The sequence below is a fragment of the Phyllobacterium sp. genome (assembly GCF_037994405.1).
Lineage (GTDB): Bacteria > Pseudomonadota > Alphaproteobacteria > Rhizobiales > Rhizobiaceae > Phyllobacterium.
In genome coordinates this window covers 1-18,645 of record NZ_JBBNAN010000370.1, presented here as the reverse complement: position 1 = coordinate 18,645, position 18,645 = coordinate 1, and the positions used below count along the sequence as shown (strand labels likewise).

At 58.3% G+C, this 18,645-nt stretch carries 19 protein-coding genes; 4 read left to right on the top strand and 15 right to left on the bottom strand.

Going from position 1 to position 18,645, the window contains the following annotated elements:
* Positions 1 to 64 precede the first annotated feature (64 nt).
* The 5 genes from AAAC48_RS20825 to AAAC48_RS20805 form a co-directional block, all read right to left on the bottom strand.
* Positions 65 to 568: a ferritin-like domain-containing protein gene (locus AAAC48_RS20825; protein WP_340656019.1), complete on the bottom strand. Its 504-nt coding sequence runs from the start codon at positions 566 to 568 to the stop codon at positions 65 to 67.
* Between the two features lie 134 nt (positions 569 to 702).
* A complete protein-coding gene (locus AAAC48_RS20820; protein ID WP_340656018.1) occupies positions 703 to 1,578 on the bottom strand; it encodes an SMP-30/gluconolactonase/LRE family protein in 876 nt (291 codons plus the stop codon).
* On the bottom strand, positions 1,578 to 2,219 hold the full coding sequence (locus AAAC48_RS20815; protein WP_340656017.1) for a 2-dehydro-3-deoxy-6-phosphogalactonate aldolase: 642 nt from the start codon (positions 2,217 to 2,219) through the stop codon (positions 1,578 to 1,580). The genes AAAC48_RS20820 and AAAC48_RS20815 overlap by 1 nt, the downstream gene beginning before the upstream one ends.
* Entirely contained in the window at positions 2,216 to 3,193 is a 978-nt protein-coding gene (locus tag AAAC48_RS20810; protein WP_340656016.1) for a 2-dehydro-3-deoxygalactonokinase, read from the bottom strand. Before AAAC48_RS20810 ends, AAAC48_RS20815 begins: the two co-directional genes overlap by 4 nt.
* Entirely contained in the window at positions 3,190 to 3,957 is a 768-nt protein-coding gene (locus AAAC48_RS20805) for an SDR family oxidoreductase (protein ID WP_340656015.1), read from the bottom strand. The genes AAAC48_RS20810 and AAAC48_RS20805 overlap by 4 nt, the downstream gene beginning before the upstream one ends.
* Before the next feature lie 291 nt (positions 3,958 to 4,248).
* Between AAAC48_RS20805 and AAAC48_RS20800 the strand changes: the two genes are divergently transcribed.
* Positions 4,249 to 5,058, top strand: a complete 810-nt coding sequence (locus tag AAAC48_RS20800; RefSeq protein ID WP_340656014.1) for an IclR family transcriptional regulator — start codon at positions 4,249 to 4,251, stop codon at positions 5,056 to 5,058.
* 15 nt (positions 5,059 to 5,073) lie between these two features.
* Here the strand turns inward: AAAC48_RS20800 and AAAC48_RS20795 are convergent, their stop codons facing one another.
* From AAAC48_RS20795 to AAAC48_RS20775, 5 genes are all read right to left on the bottom strand, one after another.
* Entirely contained in the window at positions 5,074 to 5,700 is a 627-nt protein-coding gene (locus AAAC48_RS20795; RefSeq protein ID WP_340656013.1) for a nucleoside triphosphate hydrolase, read from the bottom strand.
* 231 nt (positions 5,701 to 5,931) lie between these two features.
* Positions 5,932 to 6,621: a D-lyxose/D-mannose family sugar isomerase gene (locus AAAC48_RS20790; protein ID WP_340656012.1), complete on the bottom strand. Its 690-nt coding sequence runs from the start codon at positions 6,619 to 6,621 to the stop codon at positions 5,932 to 5,934.
* Between the two features lie 15 nt (positions 6,622 to 6,636).
* Positions 6,637 to 7,416, bottom strand: coding sequence for an ATP-binding cassette domain-containing protein (locus tag AAAC48_RS20785; protein ID WP_340656011.1), 780 nt, complete (start codon positions 7,414 to 7,416; stop codon positions 6,637 to 6,639).
* Positions 7,416 to 8,498 (bottom strand): ABC transporter permease, encoded by a 1,083-nt coding sequence (locus AAAC48_RS20780; protein ID WP_340656010.1) that lies wholly within the window; start codon positions 8,496 to 8,498, stop codon positions 7,416 to 7,418. The genes AAAC48_RS20785 and AAAC48_RS20780 overlap by 1 nt, the downstream gene beginning before the upstream one ends.
* A 93-nt stretch (positions 8,499 to 8,591) precedes the next feature.
* Complete coding sequence (locus AAAC48_RS20775; protein ID WP_340656020.1) at positions 8,592 to 9,608, bottom strand: sugar ABC transporter substrate-binding protein; 1,017 nt, start codon at positions 9,606 to 9,608, stop codon at positions 8,592 to 8,594.
* Positions 9,609 to 9,924: 316 nt separating this feature from the next.
* Between AAAC48_RS20775 and AAAC48_RS20770 the strand changes: the two genes are divergently transcribed.
* The 3 genes from AAAC48_RS20770 to AAAC48_RS20760 are packed head-to-tail and all read left to right on the top strand — an operon-like array spanning position 9,925 to position 12,451.
* Positions 9,925 to 11,076 carry an ROK family transcriptional regulator gene (locus AAAC48_RS20770; RefSeq protein WP_340656009.1) on the top strand — a complete coding sequence of 384 codons (1,152 nt, stop codon included), beginning with the start codon at positions 9,925 to 9,927 and terminating at the stop codon, positions 11,074 to 11,076.
* Positions 11,076 to 11,519, top strand: coding sequence for an RbsD/FucU domain-containing protein (locus AAAC48_RS20765; protein ID WP_340656008.1), 444 nt, complete (start codon positions 11,076 to 11,078; stop codon positions 11,517 to 11,519). Before AAAC48_RS20770 ends, AAAC48_RS20765 begins: the two co-directional genes overlap by 1 nt.
* Positions 11,516 to 12,451 carry a carbohydrate kinase gene (locus tag AAAC48_RS20760; protein ID WP_340656007.1) on the top strand — a complete coding sequence of 312 codons (936 nt, stop codon included), beginning with the start codon at positions 11,516 to 11,518 and terminating at the stop codon, positions 12,449 to 12,451. The genes AAAC48_RS20765 and AAAC48_RS20760 overlap by 4 nt, the downstream gene beginning before the upstream one ends.
* Positions 12,452 to 12,518: 67 nt before the next feature.
* On the opposite strand, the gene AAAC48_RS20755 is transcribed toward AAAC48_RS20760, so the two are convergent.
* The 5 genes from AAAC48_RS20755 to AAAC48_RS20735 all read right to left on the bottom strand — a co-directional run.
* Positions 12,519 to 14,123, bottom strand: coding sequence for an ABC transporter ATP-binding protein (locus AAAC48_RS20755; RefSeq protein ID WP_340656006.1), 1,605 nt, complete (start codon positions 14,121 to 14,123; stop codon positions 12,519 to 12,521).
* 1 nt (position 14,124) lies between these two features.
* The gene (locus tag AAAC48_RS20750) at positions 14,125 to 15,255 is read right to left on the bottom strand and encodes an ABC transporter permease subunit (RefSeq protein WP_340656005.1); all 1,131 of its coding nucleotides are present in this window, start codon (positions 15,253 to 15,255) and stop codon (positions 14,125 to 14,127) included.
* Positions 15,248 to 16,171, bottom strand: coding sequence for an oligopeptide ABC transporter permease OppB (gene oppB, locus AAAC48_RS20745; RefSeq protein WP_340656004.1), 924 nt, complete (start codon positions 16,169 to 16,171; stop codon positions 15,248 to 15,250). Before oppB ends, AAAC48_RS20750 begins: the two co-directional genes overlap by 8 nt.
* 233 nt (positions 16,172 to 16,404) lie before the next feature.
* The gene (locus tag AAAC48_RS20740) at positions 16,405 to 18,000 is read right to left on the bottom strand and encodes a peptide ABC transporter substrate-binding protein (protein WP_340656003.1); all 1,596 of its coding nucleotides are present in this window, start codon (positions 17,998 to 18,000) and stop codon (positions 16,405 to 16,407) included.
* A gap of 313 nt (positions 18,001 to 18,313) precedes the next feature.
* Positions 18,314 to 18,645 (bottom strand): DUF1365 family protein (locus AAAC48_RS20735; RefSeq protein ID WP_340656002.1); only part of this gene is annotated, 332 nt, incomplete at its 5' end.

Below are 18,645 nucleotides of genomic sequence, written 5' to 3'. Positions count from 1 at the left end.
GAATCCGAAATGGAAAAGCCCGCATCGCCGAAGGGATGCGGGCTCTCGCAGGATGCTGGAAATATCAGGCGGCTGCTGCGTTTACGCGGCTTTCAGCCATGGCGGTCAATGCCTTGTCGGTTTTCATCTCTTCCTGAAGATTTTGTTCGAGCAAGGCGGCACAGTCATTGCGGCCGAGTTGCTTGGCCCACGCAACGAGGGTTCCGTAGCGGGTGATTTCGTAGTGCTCGACGGCCTGTCCTGCCGCGATAAGCGCAGCATCAAGGACATTGTCGTCATCGACTTCGCCGGCCACTTCGTCAGCCTCTTCGAGAATTCCATCGATCGCCGGACAGTTGACGCCACTGACGTCTACACCGTGAAGTTTGAACACTTGCTCCAGCCGATCGATCTGCATTTCGGTCTCCTGCAGATGCTTCTCAAAACCGTTCTTCAATTCCTGATCCGAAGCCTTGTCTATCATCTCTGGCAAAGCTTTCACGATCTGGTTCTCGGCATAGTAAATGTCACGCAGCGTGTGGACGAATAGATCGTCCATCGTCTTGATATCCTTGGAAAAGAAACCCATGTCGTCCTCCTGTTATAGACGTAGACAAGCACTCGGCAGCTTTCTACAGCTTCCGCACACAGTTGCTCTTTCGGTCGGTTACAGGGGCAATAACGGGGCCCCGGGAGAATTGTTCCTCCGGGTTTGCCTTAAAATTACAGTCTTACCGGCGGATCGAGGCGGCCCTTGCCAGCAGTCTCGATCAAAAAGACCTTGCCTGCGTCAGGGTCGGATTGACGCATCTTGTCGGTCATATCCTGATATGCCGTTGTTATAATGAGATTGGCGCTATCCTCGCCGACGAAGGCGGGGCAGGATGGTTGGCGGACCGGCATCTCGATTGAACGGATGCGCCTTCCAGACGGATCGTAGACATCAATACTCGAGCGGCCCCAGCAGGCGTTCCACAAATTGCCGTCACCATCGACCACCGAACCATCGACGCCGCCCTTCTCCCTGTGCTGATAGAACAGTACGGGTTCGCCGATAGGAAGACCTGTGTCGGGGTCAGTAGCGACGCGCCAGATGATGTTTTTGGCGGTATCGGCGAAATAGGCAATACGCCCTTCTGGCGAAAAGCTGATCGAGTTAGGGATCGATATGTCGCTGAAAAGCTTGCGCAATTCGCCCTGCCGGTACCAATAGATCGAGCCTGCTCCCTTCTCGTGTTTCTTGCCCATCGTGCCAATCCAGAAGGCACCGGCGGGATGCACGCGGGCATCATTGGAGCGGGTCGCAGGATTGGCCGCCTCGATCGGTTGATGCATCGTGGTGTGGCCGGTCTGACGGTCTCGGACGAAAAGTCCGGTTTCTGTCGCGATCAACTGTCTTTTCTCATCGATGACGGCAAGTGCGCTCGCCATCTGCCCTAGCGTATGAATACGGGCATCGCCGCCGGCAAGTGGCTTTTCGAACAGGCGTCCGGTGACAATATCGAACCACCACACAGTACTGGTCAGCGGGTCATAGCCAGGTCCTTCGCCAAGCTCGCACGGCACATCGTAGAAAATGCTGATTTTCGGCTGGTCCATTACAGGGTCTCAAATATGCGGTCATAGGCCTCGACAGTTGCCTTGGCGCGATCACGGACGAAGGACGCCGAGGCGCCGACCTTGTAGAGACTGGAGCCAAGTCCAAAGGTGCGAACACCGACCGTGGCATAGGCCGCGAAACCGCTCTCGTCGACCCCACCCACAGCGCCGGTCACCGTTCCCTTTGGCAAAATGGCGCTGATCGCCTTGATGCCGTCGGGGCCGAGGACACTTGCCGGGAAGAATTTCAAGCCGGACGCCCCCGCCTTCAACGCTGCCAAAGCTTCTGTCGGCGTGAAGACGCCGGGCATCGTAACCATGCCCAAATTGGCTGCCGCAGCAAGCACGCTGGCGTCGACGTTGGGGCTGATCATCAGGCGGCCGCCCGCAGAATCGAGCCGCGCTACATCGGCCGGATCAAGCACGGTCCCTGCACCGATCAGCACATGCGATGGCAGCTTTTTCACAAGAAATTCAATGGATTGGAACGGGTCCGGCGAATTCAGTGGGACCTCGATGACATCAATACCCGCGCTCACCAATTCCTCGCCAATCGCCAGAACCTCATCGGGCTTGACGCCGCGCAGGATGGCAATGAGGTCGCGCTTCAGCCGCGGCCACGCTGCAGAAGTTTGGATCATGCGGTATGTCCTTCAATGGGCCAGATGCCGGACGCGGCGACGAATAATCCTTTGCGCACCGCTTCGTCGGCATCGACGAGATCAAAATTTAGACCGGCGATAGCAAGCGCCTTACCATAGAGCCCCGCCATGGCCCCCGAAGCAACGAGAGTTACCTTGCCGTTATGCTTTGACTTGGCAGCGGCTATTTCCGCACCAATCAGCAGACCGGACAGGCGCGAGGCGGCACCCTCCGGCGGCAGGTTGTCGAGGAGCATGGCGGCGCGGATACCAAAGAGTTCGCCCAGCATCCTTTCGCCGGACAGCATCAACTCAAGCGCCGCGGTGAATTGCGGATGGTCGGGTGAAGCCGAAGCCGCAGCGTCACCGACGGAGTGGCGCAGGATCGACTGTGAGGCAAGCAGGGCGTAAAGCTCGCCCGTTAGGTAGGTGGCAAACGACTTCGCTTTGCCTGCTTCGAGCGCGACCCACTTGGAGTGAGTTCCCGGCATCGCAATGATTCCATTGAATAGATCTCGGTCGAGGATGGCGCCGAGCAGTTGGGTCTCCTCGCCGCGCATGACGTTCGGCGAGACGCCAGATTGCGACAGTCCGGGGATGATCCGCACGTCGCGGCCGATGCCTTCGATCTTCACGGAACCCGAAAGGATCGCCGACAGATCGGCCGGAACAGGCACGTAATTGGCCTCGACCCAGCCCTGTCGCGAACCGGCCATACCGCAGATGATCACCGGCAAATTGTCCGGTGCGCCGAGCCCAGAAAGATGGCCTTCCAGCGTCGCGGCGAAGCCGCGCGCGCGGGATGTGTCGAGCCCGTCTTCGGAGCGTTTTTCCACCAGGACCTGACCTCTCCGATCGACCAGCCAGAGACGAAAACGGCTTGTTCCCCAATCACTTAACGCATAGCAAGGGATTCTGTGCCCCGCCCTTAAGCTTCTTGCTTTGCTCGGCGCTTGCGGGGACCCCGCGTTCACAGATAGCCTCCGTCGACGATCAGCGTCTGCGCGCTGAGCATTCGCGAGGCGTCAGAGGCGAGGAACAGGCAGGGGCCGACCATGTCGCCTGGCTGGATTTCCTCTTGCAGAACCTGCTTGTTGAGATGGGTTCGAAGGCTCTCTTCCGTGACCCAGTGGGTACGCTGGCGCTCGGTCATCACCCAGCCGGGCGCAATGGCGTTGACGCGGATCTTCTCCGGTCCGAGCCGTCCCGCTAAGCCCTTGGTAAGACCGATGATTCCGCCTTTTGCCGCCGTATAGGACGGCATGTCGCCCTGGTTGATCATGAAGGATGTCGAGGTGAAATTGATGATGGAACCGCCTCCAGCCTCGCGCATGCCGGGTACGACGGCCTGTGCTGCGAAGAACTGCGGACGCAGGTTGATCGCCTGGTTCCGGTCCCAATATTCCACGGTCACATCGTCGATATCGTGGCGGTCATCCCAGGCCGCATTGTTGACGAGGACGGTAACTGGTCCATTCTTATCAATGGCTTGCGCGATTGCATTGCGCAGGAGTTCGACGTCGGTGATGTCAGTATTGAGGTAATGCGGCCGGTTGCCATATTGCTTGTCGAGCCGCTCGACGAGGGCCTCTGATGGTTTCTCGGCGATATCGATGAAGGCGACGCGAGACCCCTGCGCAACGAAGCCTTCGGTCAGCGCGGCACCAATGCCGGAGCCTCCCCCGGTGATCAGCACGGAACGGTCTTTCAGGTCCGGGAAGATGGCAGAAGGCATCATGATTGTGGTCTCCCAGAAGGAAGTTCCATTATATGGAACGCAGTTTGACTATGCTGAATTGTCATACTAGAATGGGATAAGTCAAGATGTGACGCCTTTTTACAGCGCCACACAACAGAAATTCTCGCGAGGGTTGATAAACTTGTGCCAGATTCGGACATTCTTGTGCAGGAATCGCCAGTTCTTGTGTAAGAATCGCGGAAGTTTGTGCGAAAGCTGTGCCGGATTTTCGCTGCTTCATACGATTTTTGACAGAACATGCTGGCGTGACAAATTCCAGGGGGTCAGGCCATGAAAAAAAGCCTACCTGCAGGTACGCCGGGTGATGCCGAACCGGTCGGTACGGGCACGCTCGGCAAGGCGATCGCAGTCCTCGACATCATTGCCGCCTCGCCCGAACCCTTGCGCTTCACCGATGTCCTGCGGCTCACCGAACAGCCGCGCGGTACGCTGCACCGGCAGATATCCAACCTGCTCGAGGAAGGGTTGCTTGCCGTCAATCGCGACCAGACCTACGGGCTCGGATTGCGGCTCTTGCAATTTGCCTCGAAGGCTTGGGACGGCAACCAGTTCCGCATGATTGCCGAGCCGCACATCCGGAAGTTGCATGAGGCAACCGGCGAGACGGTACATCTCGGGATTCTGCATGGTATTGACGTCGTCTATCTCGACAAGATCGAGAGCCGGCAAAGCATCCGCATGGTCTCGCAGATCGGCAACACGGCGCCGGCCTGGTGTACCGGCGTTGGCAAAGCGGCGCTCTCGGCCCTGCTTGACGACGAGTTGCGGGCAAGGGTCGCCACGATTGTCTTCAGGCAGTACACACCGAACACGCTCGGCGATGCGCAAGGCCTCCTGGATGAAATCGCAACGATCCGCAGTGAAGGCAATGCCTATGACCGAGAGGAACACGAGACGGGGATCTGCTGCGTTGCGGCCCCCGTTCATTCCGCTGACCGCAAGCTCATCGCCGGCATTTCCGTGACCGGCCCGGCCTATCGCATCACAACCGATGTGCTCCAGTCCTGGGCAGGCATCACCCGCGCCGCAGCGTCAGCGATCATGGACGACATGAACGCACGCATGGGGCCAAGAGGTTGATACAAAGGGACGCGGCTAATTCCGTACGGTGAAATCCGCAGCACGCGACTCTTCCACGACCAGCTCGGCATTGGGCATGTCGTTGGATAGCGCACGCGCCTGCGCCGAGCCGACATTGTGGCCATGGGCGAGCCAGCGCTGTACCAGTCGGTTTTCCAGCTCGAGCCGGTCGACTTCGAGGAACACCGTCACGTCGAAGAGTGGCGCCAGCCGGTCCCACGGCGGCTGGTTGAGGAGAAGGTAATTGCCTTCGACCAGCAGGATGCGCTGGCCAGCCTTGACGGTGCCCGCCCCTGCCCGTGCCAGATCGAGCTTGCGGTCGAAAAGCGGGATGACGATGTCTTCATTGATATTGCGCAGGCGCTTCAGCAGCACCTCGAACCCGGCGCAGTCGAAGGTCGGCGGCGAGCCCTTGCGCTTGCGCAGGTTCATCGCGTCGAGAATGGCGTTGTCGAGGTGGAAGCCGTCCATCGGCACGACGACGGATGCATCGGGTTCGCGCGCATTGATGGCGGCGCTAAGGGTTGCGGAGACCGTGGATTTACCGGCCCCGGGAGCTCCGGCAATAGCCACGATAAGCCGCGGGGTTCTCGCCGCACGGGCAAGAAGCTCTGAAACCAGGTCATCGAGCGTGATCAGCATGTTTGGTACTCATGATAAATTCATAGGATTCTCATAGCGCCGGCAGCAATGCCGATTATCTCTCCCTTGCGGGAGAGCAAGTGATTTTAGGATCTTAGCGTAAGCTAAGTGCTGGAAATCACAAGAGAGGGGATAAGCCAGATGACGGCTCAAAACGCCGTCTTGGATTTTCTAAGGATTTAGCAAGGGGCTGAATCCAAGAAATGCCAACGGGGCGATTGGAGTGGCGCCTCAAGCGAGCCATTTGTCGTAGTCGGAGACAAGCAGGTGCAAGGGAGCTTCGTCTTCCTCGATCGAGGAAAAGCGGCCGATAGGTTCGCGGAAGATATTGTCGGTGAGGTCGTCATTGACCGTCGAGACCTCGCCGATCAGCACGTCGCCGCCCTCGCCCCAGAAGGCATGCCAGTTGCCGGGCAGCAGTGTGACGCTTTCGCCCGGCTGCAGCTTGAGCAAGCCGCCGGCCTTCTGGCGAACGATGCGTCCGTCGGTGGCAACTTCCACGTCAGTCTTCTCGTCGACGCTGCCATCCGGATTGGAGTTGAACAGTTCGAGCACAAGCGTGCCGCCGCCACGATTGATGATGTCCTCCGCCTTGACGATATGGCGGTGCATTGGCGAGAGCTGCTTCTCGCGCGAGATCATGATCTTCTCGGCATAGAGCATGCCGCCGCCCTTTTTCAGGTCTTCCTGATTGCCGTTGCGGGTGGTGAAGAGGAACAGGCCCAGCTCATCGAACTTGCCCTGGCCGTAATCGGTGATATCCCAGCCAAGACGTGCCTGAAGTATAGCCTTGCAATCGGTCGCGGTGCGGGCCTTCATTTCTTCCGGTGACCAATAGGCAAAAGGCGGCATGACATAACCGAACGAGCGGATGAACTTGTCGCTCTCGCGGATGATTTCATTGACTTCAGAACGCTTCATTCTCAATTTTTTCCTTTATGCAATACTGGTATCTGGCGGTGCCTTGGCGCCGGTCATGAAGGCAACGGCATCCGACATCGTATACTCTTTTGGGTTGATCACGGTAAGACGTTTTCCGAGGCGATGGATGTGGATGCGATCTGCCACTTCGAATACGTGTGGCATATTGTGCGAAATCAGCACAATCGGAAGTCCGCGTTTTTTCACATCCTGGATGAGTTCGAGGACGCGGCGGGATTCCTTGACACCGAGCGCCGCAGTTGGTTCATCCATAATGACGACCTTCGAACCAAAAGCCGCTGCACGCGCCACCGCGACACCCTGGCGTTGGCCACCGGAGAGGGTTTCCACCGCCTGGCCAATATTCTGGATGGTCATAAGGCCAAGTTCGGTGAGCTTGTCGCGCGCCCGCTTCTCCATTGCCTTGCGGTCGAGCATGCGGAACCATCTGCCCATAACACCGGGTTTGCGGATCTCGCGGCCAAGGAACATGTTGTCGGCGATGGACAGCGCCGGCGAAAGTGCGAGTGTCTGGTAGACAGTCTCGATGCCAGCGTCGCGCGCTTCCATGGGCGAGCGGAAGTGGATCGGCTTGCCCTCCAGCGTCATCTCGCCTTCGTCGGGATGGATGGCGCCGGAAATCGCCTTAATGAGCGAGGATTTCCCGGCGCCGTTATCGCCGATCACTGCCAGCACTTCGCCAGGATAGAGATCGAAATCCGCGTAATCGAGGGCGGTAACGCGCCCGTAGCGCTTGACGAGGCCGCGGGCGGTAAGGATGGGTTCTCTTGACATCAGCCTGCTACCTTTCTGATCCACTGGTCGATTGCCACAGCCAGGATGATCAATACACCGATGATGAGGTACGTCCATTGGACGTCAGTACCGTACATGCGCATCCCGAAGGAGAAGACGCCGACGATCAATGCACCGAAGAGCATGCCGAGGATGGAGCCGCGGCCGCCGAAGAGCGACATGCCGCCGATCACCACTGCGGTGATGGATTCAATATTGGCGAACTGGCCGATCTGTGGGGAAACCGAACCGTTGCGTCCGATCGATGCCCAGCCCGCCAGAGCGCAAATGAGACCGGCCAGCACGTAGACCGTAATGAGAACCTGCTTGGTTCGCACACCGGAAAGCTTTGCCGCCTCCGGATCGTCGCCGATGGCATAGACATGCCGACCCCAGGCGGTGTGGTTGAGCACATACCAAAGAATGGCGATGAGGACCAGCATGGCGAACACGCCATAGGTGAAGGTCGCCCCGCCGATATTGATCTTCTCACCGAAGAACTGCAGTAGTCTTGCATTCGCCTCGATATCCTGGGCGCGGATCGTCTCGTTGGCGGAATAGATGTAGGTCGTCGCGAGATAGATCTGCCACGTGCCGAGGGTGACGATGAAGGGCGGCAGTTTGAGATAGGCGATCAGGACGCCGTTGATGAAGCCGCACAGCGCGCCGAGCGCGACGCCACACAGGATCGCGAGCTCAACCGGCATTCCATAGCGGAAGGTGAACTGGCCCATGATGACGGATGTCAGCACCATGATGGCGCCAACGGAAAGGTCGATACCTGCGGTCAGGACCACAAGCGTTTGTGCCGCGCCGATAATGCCGACAATCGCCACCTGCTGCAGGATTAGCGACAGAGCAAATGGTGTGAAGAAGCGCGAGCCGACAATGATCGCGAAGATGATCAGCGACAGCATCAGAACGATAAGGGGAACGGAAGCCGGGCTGGAATGAAGGAAATGCCGTATCTTTTCGAGAGGGCTTTTCTCATGCGTGTCGAAGCTGGCAACAGCGGTGGCGCTTTGCGAAAGCACACGCTCGAACTCCTGCGTCGGCTCTGATGTGGTTTTGATCTCGGTCATGGGTTGGCCTCCCCGAATTTTTTGCGTGTGGAGAGAACAGTTTTACACCGTCCTCTCCATACCTGCTTGCATTTTTGTCAGTTCAAACCGGGATCAGCCCCAGCACTTGCTCATGCCGGTCTTGACATCGATGGATTCGAGACCCTTGACCGGCTTGTCGGTAACGAGCGAAACGCCCGTGTCGAAGAAGTTCTTGCCTTCGGTCGGCTTCGGCTTCTCGCCGCTGTCGGCGAACTTCTTGATCGCCTCGATGCCGAGCGATGCCATCAGCAGCGGGTACTGCTGCGATGTTGCGCCGATGACCCCGGCTTGAACGTTCTTCACGCCTGGGCAACCGCCATCGACCGAAACGATGAGGACGTCCTTTTCCTTGCCGAAGGCCTTCAAGGCTTCATAGGCACCGGCAGCGGAAGGTTCGTTGATCGTGTGAACGACAGTGATGCCCGGATCCTTCTGCAGGAGGTTTTCCATCGCCTTGCGACCGCCTTCCTCGTTGCCGTTGGTCACGTCATGGCCAACAATGCGCGGGTCCTTTTCGTCGCCGATCTTGTTGATGTCAACAACATCAATACCAAAGCCCTTCATGAAGCCCTGGTCGCGCAGAACGTCGACAGTCGGCTGCGACGGCGCCAGGTCGAGGAATGCGACTTTGGCGTCCTTTGCCTTGTCGCCAAGGGTTCCGGCGGCCCATTTGCCGATCAGTTCGCCCGCGAGGAGATTGTCGGTCGCGAAGGTTGCATCGGCGGCGTCGGCCGGATCGAGCGGTGTGTCGAGGGCGATGACCAGAACACCGGCATCGCGGGCCTGCTTGACGGAGGATACGATACCGGCCGTGTCGGACGCGGTAATCAGGATGCCCTTGGCGCCATCGGCGATGCAGGTCTCGATGGCGGCCACCTGGCTTTCGCTGTCGCCGTCGATTTTGCCGGCATAGGTCTTCAAATCAACGCCGAGTTCCTTTGACTTGGCAAGCGCACCCTCTTTCATCTTGACGAAGAAGGGATTGGTGTCCGTCTTGGTGATGAGGCACGCACCCACTCCCGCAGCCTGTGCCGGAGCGGCAAAGGATGCGATCGCCACAGCGGCGGCGCCCAGAACGGTTGACTTCAGATAAAAGCTCTTACGCATTTCACTTCCTCCCAAAAAATCGCACGAATGCGCGACGGGCCGACGACGGTCGAGCCCTGGTTCCGCGTTGAACATCTCGGACAGTTATCCTCCCGGCCAAGTGTTGGACCATAGCAAATACCACTGGCCGCAACCTGTCAACATTAATAAATCACTCTGATTTAATATTGACAGGATTACATGATATCTCCATTGTCTGCGGATTGTTGGAGGAGTCCCTTTGGGCATTCGAGTTTCGGAGCGCACCGGCACGGGAGGAACCAGGCCGACGCTCCATCACGGTACAAATCAGAGTGGCATGCGCGATCACAATGAACGCGTGGTGTTGTCGCTGTTGCGCCAGCATGGCAGCCTCGCCAAGACGGCGATCGCCCGCATGACGGGGCTCTCGGCGCAGACGAGTTCAATCATCATGCGCATGCTGGAAGCGGACGAACTCCTGTCGCGCGAGGAGCCATTGCGCGGGCGTATCGGCCAGCCATTGATCCCGATGTCACTCAATCCGGATGGCGCTTTCTTCCTTGGCCTGAAGATCGGACGGCGCAGTGCCGATCTGGTCCTGATCGATTTTGTCGGGCAAATCCGTTCCATGCTGCACATGCCCTACGACTATCCAGCACCGGAGCCGATCTTGCGCTTTACTGGTGAGGGCATAGCGGAGATGGTGCTTGGGTTGACGGAAAAGCAGCGCGACAGGGTTGCCGGAATCGGCATTGCCGCGCCATTCGAATTGTGGAAATGGGCCGATACGGTCGGCGCGCCGCAGGAGATCATGGATCAATGGCGGGGCTGCGATATCCGTGCGCGTGTGGCGGAGCTGTGCTCGTTCTCGGTCTATCTGCAAAATGACATGACTGCGGCCTGCGGTGCTGAGCTGGTGTTCGGCCAGACCAAAGATGTCAACGATTTCGTCTATTTCTACATCGGCTCGTTTATTGGCGGCGGCATCGTCATCAATGGCAGCCTGTATGCGGGCCGCAGCGGCAATGCCGGCGCGCTTGGCTCGATGCCGGTTCCGGGACCTGATGGCATGGCGCATCAGCTGATCGATATCGCCTCGATTACGGCTCTGGAAAGGGTGGTCACGGAACTCGGACGGGACCCCTCGCCGCTCTGGGCCTCGCCCGAGGACTGGGGCGTGATGGGTGCCGAACTGGACGATTGGATTGACAGCGCCGGGAAAGCGATCGCGCAGGCGGTCATCGCCTCGTCCTCCGTCGTGGATTTCGAAGCAGCCATCATCGATGGCTGGCTGCCGGCCAGCGTGCGCGGACGCATAGTCGATGCGGTGCGCAAACATGTCGAGACATTCGATCTCGAGGGCATCGAGCTGCCGGTGATTATCGAGGGAACAGTCGGCATTCACGCGCGGGCGCTCGGCGCCGCCAGCCTGCCGCTGTCCGACCGATTTCTGCTTGGGCAGAAGATTTTTAGAAAGGCCACCTCGTAATGCTTATCGGAATTCCGCCCATGCTGGGGCCGGAACTGCTGGCCACCCTGCGTGCCATGGGACACGGCGACGAAGTCGCATTGGTCGATGGCAATTACCCGGCGCTTGAACATGCAAGGCGGCTGATCCGTGCGGACGGCCTACCGCTCATCCCTCTACTTGACGCGATACTGCAAGTGTTGCCGGTCGACGATTTCGTGCCGGAAGCATTGTTCCGCGCGTCGGTGAAAGGCAACCCTGCCCTCGCCGATCCGGTGCATGAGGAAATGGCACAAGTCTGTGCACGCCGGGCGCCGGGTTTCAAACTGGTTGCGCTTGGCGGCGATGCGTTCTATGCGCGTGTGAAAGACGCCCATACCATTGTTGCGACAAGCGAGCCGCGGCTCTATGCCAATATTATCATCCGCAAGGGTGTCATTTATCCGGGAAAGACTGATCAATGATTTTATGTTGTGGTGAAGCCCTCATCGACATGTTGCAGCGCAATAGCGAAGCCGGGGAACCTGCATTTGCGCCCTATGTCGGCGGCGCCGTGTTCAATACGGCAATCGCGCTGGGCCGGCTGGAGGTTCCAACCGAGTTCTTCTCGGGGATCTCGTCGGATTTCTTCGGCCAGATGCTGCTCGACAGCCTTGCAGCAAACAATGTGGGCACGACTTACGCACATATTTCACCGCAGCCGACCACGCTTGCCTTTGTGCGGCTGACTGACGGGCAGGCGAGCTACATGTTCTATGACGAGAACAGCGCCGGGCGTTCACTCGCCATCGAGCACCTGCCCGAACTCGATGACAACATCACGGTGCTGCAGTTTGGCGCGATCAGCCTTATCCCGGAGCCGTGCGGCTCGACCTATGAGGCGCTGATGGCACGCGAACACGAAAAGCGCGTGATTATCCTCGATCCAAACATTCGCCCGAGCTTCATTCCCGATCAGGTGAAACATCTCGCCCGCATGCGGCGCATGATCGCCATGACCGACATCGTCAAGATTTCCGACGAGGACATGCGCTGGTTCGGCGAAGAGGGCACGATGGATGAAATCGCCCGCCGCTGGATTGTCGCCGCGAGCGAACAGGGTCCGAAACTCATTCTCGTCACGCACGGCGCGGAGGGTGTCACCGGCTATACGGCCGATCTCACCGTCCATGTAGCAGCGCAGAAAGTGCCGGTCGTCGATACGGTCGGCGCCGGCGATACATTTACCGCCGGTGTATTGGCGTCGCTTGAGGACGCCGGGCTGCTGACGAAATCCGCCCTGACCTCGCTGACTGAAAGCCAGATCCGCGATGCGCTGCTGCTTGGTGTCAGGGCTGCGGCCGTAACCGTTTCGCGCGCAGGTGCGAATCCGCCGTGGCGGTCGGAGCTGGAGTAAACGCCGGCGGCCGTTTCAAGCCACTTCAATGTGAAATGGGCACCTTTTCGTTGAATATAAGGGCACCTCACTCCAGATCAAACGCGGCAGCCATCAGTGTCCTGGTATAGGCCTGGTGCGGCGAGTCGAATATTTCCTCGGTCGGGCCTTCTTCGACGATCTTACCGTTCTTCATCACAATCACATAGTCCGACATCGCCTTGATTACCGCGAGGTCGTGGCTGATGAAGATATAGGAAAGGTCGTGCTTCTGCTGCAGGTCGCGCAATAGCTCGATCACCTGTCCCTGCACGGAACGGTCCAGCGCCGATGTCGGCTCATCGAGGATGACCACCTTCGGCTTCAGGATCATGGCGCGGGCGATGGCGATGCGCTGACGCTGGCCGCCGGAGAATTCGTGCGGATAGCGATTGCGCGCCGCCGGATCGAGACCGACTTCCTTCAGCGCGGCGATGGCCCGCTTGTCGCGCTCGGCGCGAGACAATTGCGGCTCATGGATCAGCAGCCCCTCGGTGATGATTTCGCCGACAGTCTGGCGCGGCGACAGCGAACCATAGGGATCCTGGAAGACGAGCTGTAGCTCCTTGCGCAGTGGCCGCATGGATGCGCGATCATAGTTCGAGATGTTTTTGTCAGCGAAATGGTAGTGGCCACTGCTCGGCAAGAGCCGCAGCAGCGCCCGGCCGAGCGTCGATTTGCCGGAACCGGATTCGCCGACGATGCCGATCGTCTGCCCTTTCTTCAGCCTTACCGTGACGCCATCAACGGCACGGAAAAGCGTCTTGGCGCTGGTGAAAAAACCGCCGCCTATGGCAAAATCCACCGCGACGTTGCGGCCTTCGAGAATAATGGGCGCATTGTCGGCTGGAGGCTCTTTGGTACCGCTCGGTTCGGCAGCCAGCAGCATCTTCGTGTACTCTTCCTTTGGCTGTTCGAAGATTTCCTTGATCGTACCCTTCTCCACCACCTCGCCGCGGCGCATGACGGCGACGCGATCGGCGAAATGCTTGACGATGCCAAGATCGTGGGTGATCAGCACGACGGCCATGCCGAAGCGCTGCTGCAGCGAGCGCAGCAGATCGAGAATTTGCGCCTGGATCGTCACATCGAGCGCCGTGGTCGGCTCATCGGCGATGAGCAGATCGGGCTCGTTGGCAAGCGCCATAGCAATCATGACACGCTGGCGCTGACCGCCAGACATCTCATGCGGATAGCTGTTGATGCGGCGTTCCGGTTCGGGGATGCCGACGAGCTTGAGCAGCTCGAGCACGCGTACCTTGGCTTGCTTGAAGGTGACGCCCTTGTGGTGGACAATGGGCTCGGCAATCTGCCGGCCGATCGTATAGAGGGGATCGAGCGACGTCATCGGTTCCTGGAAGATCATGGTGATCTTCGCGCCCCGGACTTCGTTAAGGCCCTTCAGCGGAAGCCCGATCAGTTCCTTGCCGCGATATTTCGCCGAGCCGGTAACCCTGCCATTATTGGCGAGGAGTCCCATTATGCCCATCATGGTCTGGCTCTTGCCAGACCCGGATTCGCCGACAACTGCGAGGGTTTCGCCCGGTTTCACATCGAGATCGATGCTTTTGACGGCATTGACGTCGCCGTCCGGGGTCGTGAAGTCGACTTTCAGTCCGCGTACGGACAATACGTTTTCATTGATGTCCGTCATCTTAACGGTCCTTGGGATCGAGTGCATCGCGTAGTCCATCGCCGATGAAGTTCAGCGAAAACAACGTAACGACGAAGAAGATGGCGGGGAAAATCAGGTACCATGGCGATGATTGCATCTTGTCGGCACCTGCTGCGATCAGCGCGCCCCAACTGGTCAGAGGTTCCTGGACACCAAGGCCAAGAAACGACAGGAAGCTTTCGAGCAGGATGACCTTCGGAACGACTACGGTGACAAAAACCACGACCGGTCCGATCGTGTTGGGAATAATATGCCGGCGAATGATCTGCCAGTCGGTCAATCCGAGGGCCTGAGCGGCGCCGATGAATTCGCGGCGCTTGAGCGCAAGCGTTTGGCCGCGCACGATGCGGGCCATGTCCAGCCATTCCACGGCGCCGATTACGAGAAAGATCAGAATGAAGCTGCGCCCGAAGAACACGACAAGCACGACAACGAGGAACACAAAGGGCAGCGAATAGATGATCTCGACAAGTCGCATCATGACATTGTCGACGCGTCCTCCGATATAGCCGGAAATAGCGCCGTAGGAAACACCAATGGCGAGCGAAACAAGGCTGGCGAGAAAGCCGACAGCAAGCGAAATCTGCCCGCCCAGCATGATACGCGCCATCAGGTCACGGCCATTCTGATCGGTGCCGAACAGGAAGTATTCGCGGTGCACATCGCCGGTCAGTTTTAATGTCCGGCCATCCTCTTCGGTAGCAGTGACCTTGGTGTTATCGAATTCATTGGTACGGTCGAAGTATCGCGTTGAACGCGGATCGATCGGCTGATCGGAATGGATGGTTGCGGTGAATGTATTGCCGTCGACTGCAAATTCGCGCAGTTCAACGCGGGCACGATCCGCAACGCCCTTCATGACATCGCCGAGCGTATCCGCCTTCGGCAATGGCTCGAGGCTCGGCGCGGCATTCACATAGGACGGGAACACCTGATCATAGGTGTGGCTTATGAAATAGGGCCCGAAGAAAGAGAACAATGTGATCAGCAGCAGCATCACACAGCCGCTCATGGCGGCGCGGTTGCGGCGGAAACGCATGGTAGCGAGCTGGAAGAGACTGCGTCCCTTCGATTCTTCCGGCGGGATGACGGTCGTAGCCATATCAGTCATGACGGACCCTCGGATCAAGAAGGCCGTAGAGAATATCGACCACAAGGTTGAAAACGATGACGAAGATCGCGACAAGAACCACTGTTCCCATGACGAGCGTATAGTCACGATTGATGGCGCCGAGCACGAAATAGCGACCGACACCGGGGATGGTGAAGATGGATTCGACGACGGCTGAACCGGTGAGAAGAGCAGCGGCGCAAGGCGCAAGATAGGAGACGACCGGCAAGAGTGCGCCGCGCATGGCGTGCGTGACGACCACGACCCGCTGGGGCAGCCCGTAGGCACGCGCAGTCCTGATATGGTCGGTATGGAGACCTTCGATCATCGAGCCGCGCGTGAGGCGGGCAAATACCGCCAGCTGCGGCAGGCCGAGTGTGATAACCGGGAGAATGAGGAACTTGAATGAGCCATCGCCCCAGCTGCCGGTCGGCACCCATGACAGCATCAGCCCGAAGATCAGGGTCAGGATCGGCCCAACGACGAAGTTCGGCACTGTCACGCCGGTCGTGGCAACGGACATGACAAGAAAATCGAGGAAACTGTTCTGCCGCAGCGCTGCAAGCGTGCCGATGAGCACACCACCGATCAGTGCGAAAAGCAGCGCATAGGTGCCGAGCTCAACTGAATAGGGCAAGCCCTTGCCGATCAGTTCGGCGATAGTGTTGTCCTTGTAGATATAGCTCGGACCGAAGTCGCCGGTGACAGCGTTCTTGAGATATTGGAGGTACTGGTTCCACAGCGGCTGGTCGAGATGGTAGGCCCGCATCAGGTTTTCCATCGTCGCCGGGGGCAAGGGCCGTTCCAGATTGAAAGGGCCTCCGGGCGCAAAGCGCATGAGGAAGAAGGATATGGTGACGACAATAAACAATGTCGGCACTGCACTCGCCAGCCGGCGAAGAACAAAATTGAGCATCGAGACAGTCTCTTCTACTTGTTGACGCAGTCTCAGGAACGGATCTGATCGTTCCGGTTCATGATGACCGCAACACCGCGCAATACGCAAACGATTCCGTTCTGCCGCCCCTTTTTAACGAGAGGCAGCAGCAGGGCATGTCCAAACGATGAACTTTCGGCCGGAAACGTGTCGCATTGCGAGCCGGGCAAACAAAGGCGCGCAACCCGCCGTGGCGGATTGCGCGTTCAGTGTTATTCGACGCTCAGGTACTTGCTTAGGTGCTCATTGTTGCCGTTGTCGCCCCATCCCTTGACCTTATCGGCCACGAGCCAGAAATTGGCGTCGTTGACCAGCGGAGCAATCGGCTGGTCGCGCATGATGAGGGCTTCGGCTTCATGCAGGATCTTGGAGCGGGCAGCCGGATCGCGTTCCTCGTAGGACTTCTTCATCAGCGCATCGAATTCCTGATTTTCGTAATGTCCGTAATTGAAGGTCTTGTTGGTGCTGACGTTGAGGTTGAGGAAGTTTTCTGCATCGGCATAGTCGGCGGTCCAGCCGGCACGGGCAACGTTGAACTTGCCGCCTTCCTGCAGGTATGCGTAGTGCGCGCTGATGTCGAGATTCATCAGCGTTACGTTGGCGCCGAAGGTTTTCTTCCACATGTCGGCCACCGCAGTCGCAGCTTTCTGGTGGTTCGGGTTGGTGTTGTAGCGGATCTCGATGTTCAAGGGCTTGCCACCCTCGCCGTAACCGGCTTCCTTCATCAGCTCGATCGCCTTGTCTTCGCGGTCAAGCTGCGACATGCCGGCAAAATCGGCCTTGGACGGTTCGCCGTAGTTTTCGAGGCCCGGAGGAACCAGTGAGTAGACCGGCAGTTTCGAACCGTTGAAGATTTCCTTGGCGAGGAAGTCGCGATCGACAGACATCGACAGAGCGCGGCGGACGCGCACGTCGTTGAATGGCTCGGTGCGAGTGTCGAATGGATAGTAATATGTTGCGAAGGCAGGCGTGACGTGAACCTGTTTCGGGTTTGCGGCGCGCAGGCGGGCCATCTGGTCGGAGGCGAAGTTGTAGACGAGATCAAGTTCGCCGGCTTCATAGCGGCGCACGGCTGCTGCCTGATCCTCGAGCGGGTAGAAAATGACCTTGTCGAGCTTGACGTTTGCGGCGTCCCAATAGTTCTCGTTCTTGACTACGGTCAGGTGATCATTGGGAACATGTTCCACGAGCTTGAAGGCGCCGTTGCCGATGAGCTTGCCTGGCTTGACGAAGTCAGCGCCGTTCTTCTCGAAGCTTGCCTTGTTGATGGGCAGTGCAGACTGATGCGACAGGAGTTCGATGAAGAAAGGTGTTGGGTGCTCGAGCGTGATCTCGAGTGTCTTGTCGTCCACGGCCTTCATGCCAAGCTGATCGACCGGCAGTTTGCCCTTGTTGATGGCTTCGGCGTTCTTGATGGGGTAGAGGATATTGGCGTAGCCGGCAGCTGTCTTCGGATCCTCTTCGCGGCGCATCGAGAAAATGAAATCTTCGGCAACGACCGGCGACCCATCGGACCATTTGGCATTGTCGCGGATCTTGAACGTATAGACGAGACCATCATCGGAGATCTTCCAGCTTTCGGCGGCGCCCGGCACGATCTTGCCATTGGCGTCATAGACGGTCAGGCCTTCATACAGGTCCTTCAGCACGAAGGCTTCGATGTCGATTGAGGTCTGCGACTGATCGAGGGTTTGCGGTTCGCCGCTATTGCCGCGATGGAGCACCATTTCGGCAAGTGCCGGACTTGCGCCGAGCATGAGTGATCCTAGCAGCAGCGCCGCGCTGACATTGAGTTTCATAAAAGTCATTTTTCTTTTCCTTCCCCTCTAAGAGAATTGCGAAGGCATGAACAAAGGCCAAAATTTTCGCAAAGGCAAGGAGGGTCTAATGCTTTCGTTGCAATATTTTTGGCTGATGGGGCTTACGATCACGTCAAAAATTTGTTGCACCATGTGGACCGAATGGCCGTCAGACGGCGTTTTTGCGCAAAAAAGCGGCAAATTCTGCCCGCCCGCTAAATTTGCCGGATAATGTGGAAAACCGGGCTGGCGGGTCTTGATATAGGCCTACAGCGCTCGCCTTCGGGTTGGCTGACAGTCGATAATTGGACGCGGGTAACGCTCACCGAGGCGGATATATGCAATCTTCAGAGCTCTCCGAACGGACTGCCCGCGGAATGATTGTCCTTGTTTGCTGCGGGGTCTGCGGCCGCGGTTTAAGGGCGACGCCCTTCAGCCAGATCCACAGCGCTTCCCAATGAATGCCGGCGATCACCTTCAGCGTCAGCAGCGGATAGGCCAATGCCAGCCGCAGCAACTGCCGGTCGCTGAATTCGCGGCGTGTGCCGCCAAACACTGTGGCAATGATCAAGCCCTCCGCGTCACTGCCATTGACGACGAGCAAGGCAACTTCATCGGGCAGCGTGATGGTGAAATCATAGCGCAATCCCATCT

Coding starts and splice junctions, on each gene's coding strand:
- AAAC48_RS20825 (WP_340656019.1), bottom strand. CDS start 568: ATGGGTTTCTTTTCCAAGGATATCAAGACGATGGACGATCTATTCGTC.
- AAAC48_RS20820 (WP_340656018.1), bottom strand. CDS start 1,578: ATGGACCAGCCGAAAATCAGCATTTTCTACGATGTGCCGTGCGAGCTT.
- AAAC48_RS20815 (WP_340656017.1), bottom strand. CDS start 2,219: ATGATCCAAACTTCTGCAGCGTGGCCGCGGCTGAAGCGCGACCTCATT.
- AAAC48_RS20805 (WP_340656015.1), bottom strand. CDS start 3,957: ATGATGCCTTCTGCCATCTTCCCGGACCTGAAAGACCGTTCCGTGCTG.
- AAAC48_RS20800 (WP_340656014.1), top strand. CDS start 4,249: ATGAAAAAAAGCCTACCTGCAGGTACGCCGGGTGATGCCGAACCGGTC.
- AAAC48_RS20795 (WP_340656013.1), bottom strand. CDS start 5,700: ATGCTGATCACGCTCGATGACCTGGTTTCAGAGCTTCTTGCCCGTGCG.
- AAAC48_RS20790 (WP_340656012.1), bottom strand. CDS start 6,621: ATGAAGCGTTCTGAAGTCAATGAAATCATCCGCGAGAGCGACAAGTTC.
- AAAC48_RS20785 (WP_340656011.1), bottom strand. CDS start 7,416: ATGTCAAGAGAACCCATCCTTACCGCCCGCGGCCTCGTCAAGCGCTAC.
- AAAC48_RS20780 (WP_340656010.1), bottom strand. CDS start 8,498: ATGACCGAGATCAAAACCACATCAGAGCCGACGCAGGAGTTCGAGCGT.
- AAAC48_RS20770 (WP_340656009.1), top strand. CDS start 9,925: ATGCGCGATCACAATGAACGCGTGGTGTTGTCGCTGTTGCGCCAGCAT.
- AAAC48_RS20765 (WP_340656008.1), top strand. CDS start 11,076: ATGCTTATCGGAATTCCGCCCATGCTGGGGCCGGAACTGCTGGCCACC.
- AAAC48_RS20760 (WP_340656007.1), top strand. CDS start 11,516: ATGATTTTATGTTGTGGTGAAGCCCTCATCGACATGTTGCAGCGCAAT.
- AAAC48_RS20755 (WP_340656006.1), bottom strand. CDS start 14,123: ATGACGGACATCAATGAAAACGTATTGTCCGTACGCGGACTGAAAGTC.
- AAAC48_RS20750 (WP_340656005.1), bottom strand. CDS start 15,255: ATGACTGATATGGCTACGACCGTCATCCCGCCGGAAGAATCGAAGGGA.
- oppB (WP_340656004.1), bottom strand. CDS start 16,171: ATGCTCAATTTTGTTCTTCGCCGGCTGGCGAGTGCAGTGCCGACATTG.
- AAAC48_RS20740 (WP_340656003.1), bottom strand. CDS start 18,000: ATGACTTTTATGAAACTCAATGTCAGCGCGGCGCTGCTGCTAGGATCA.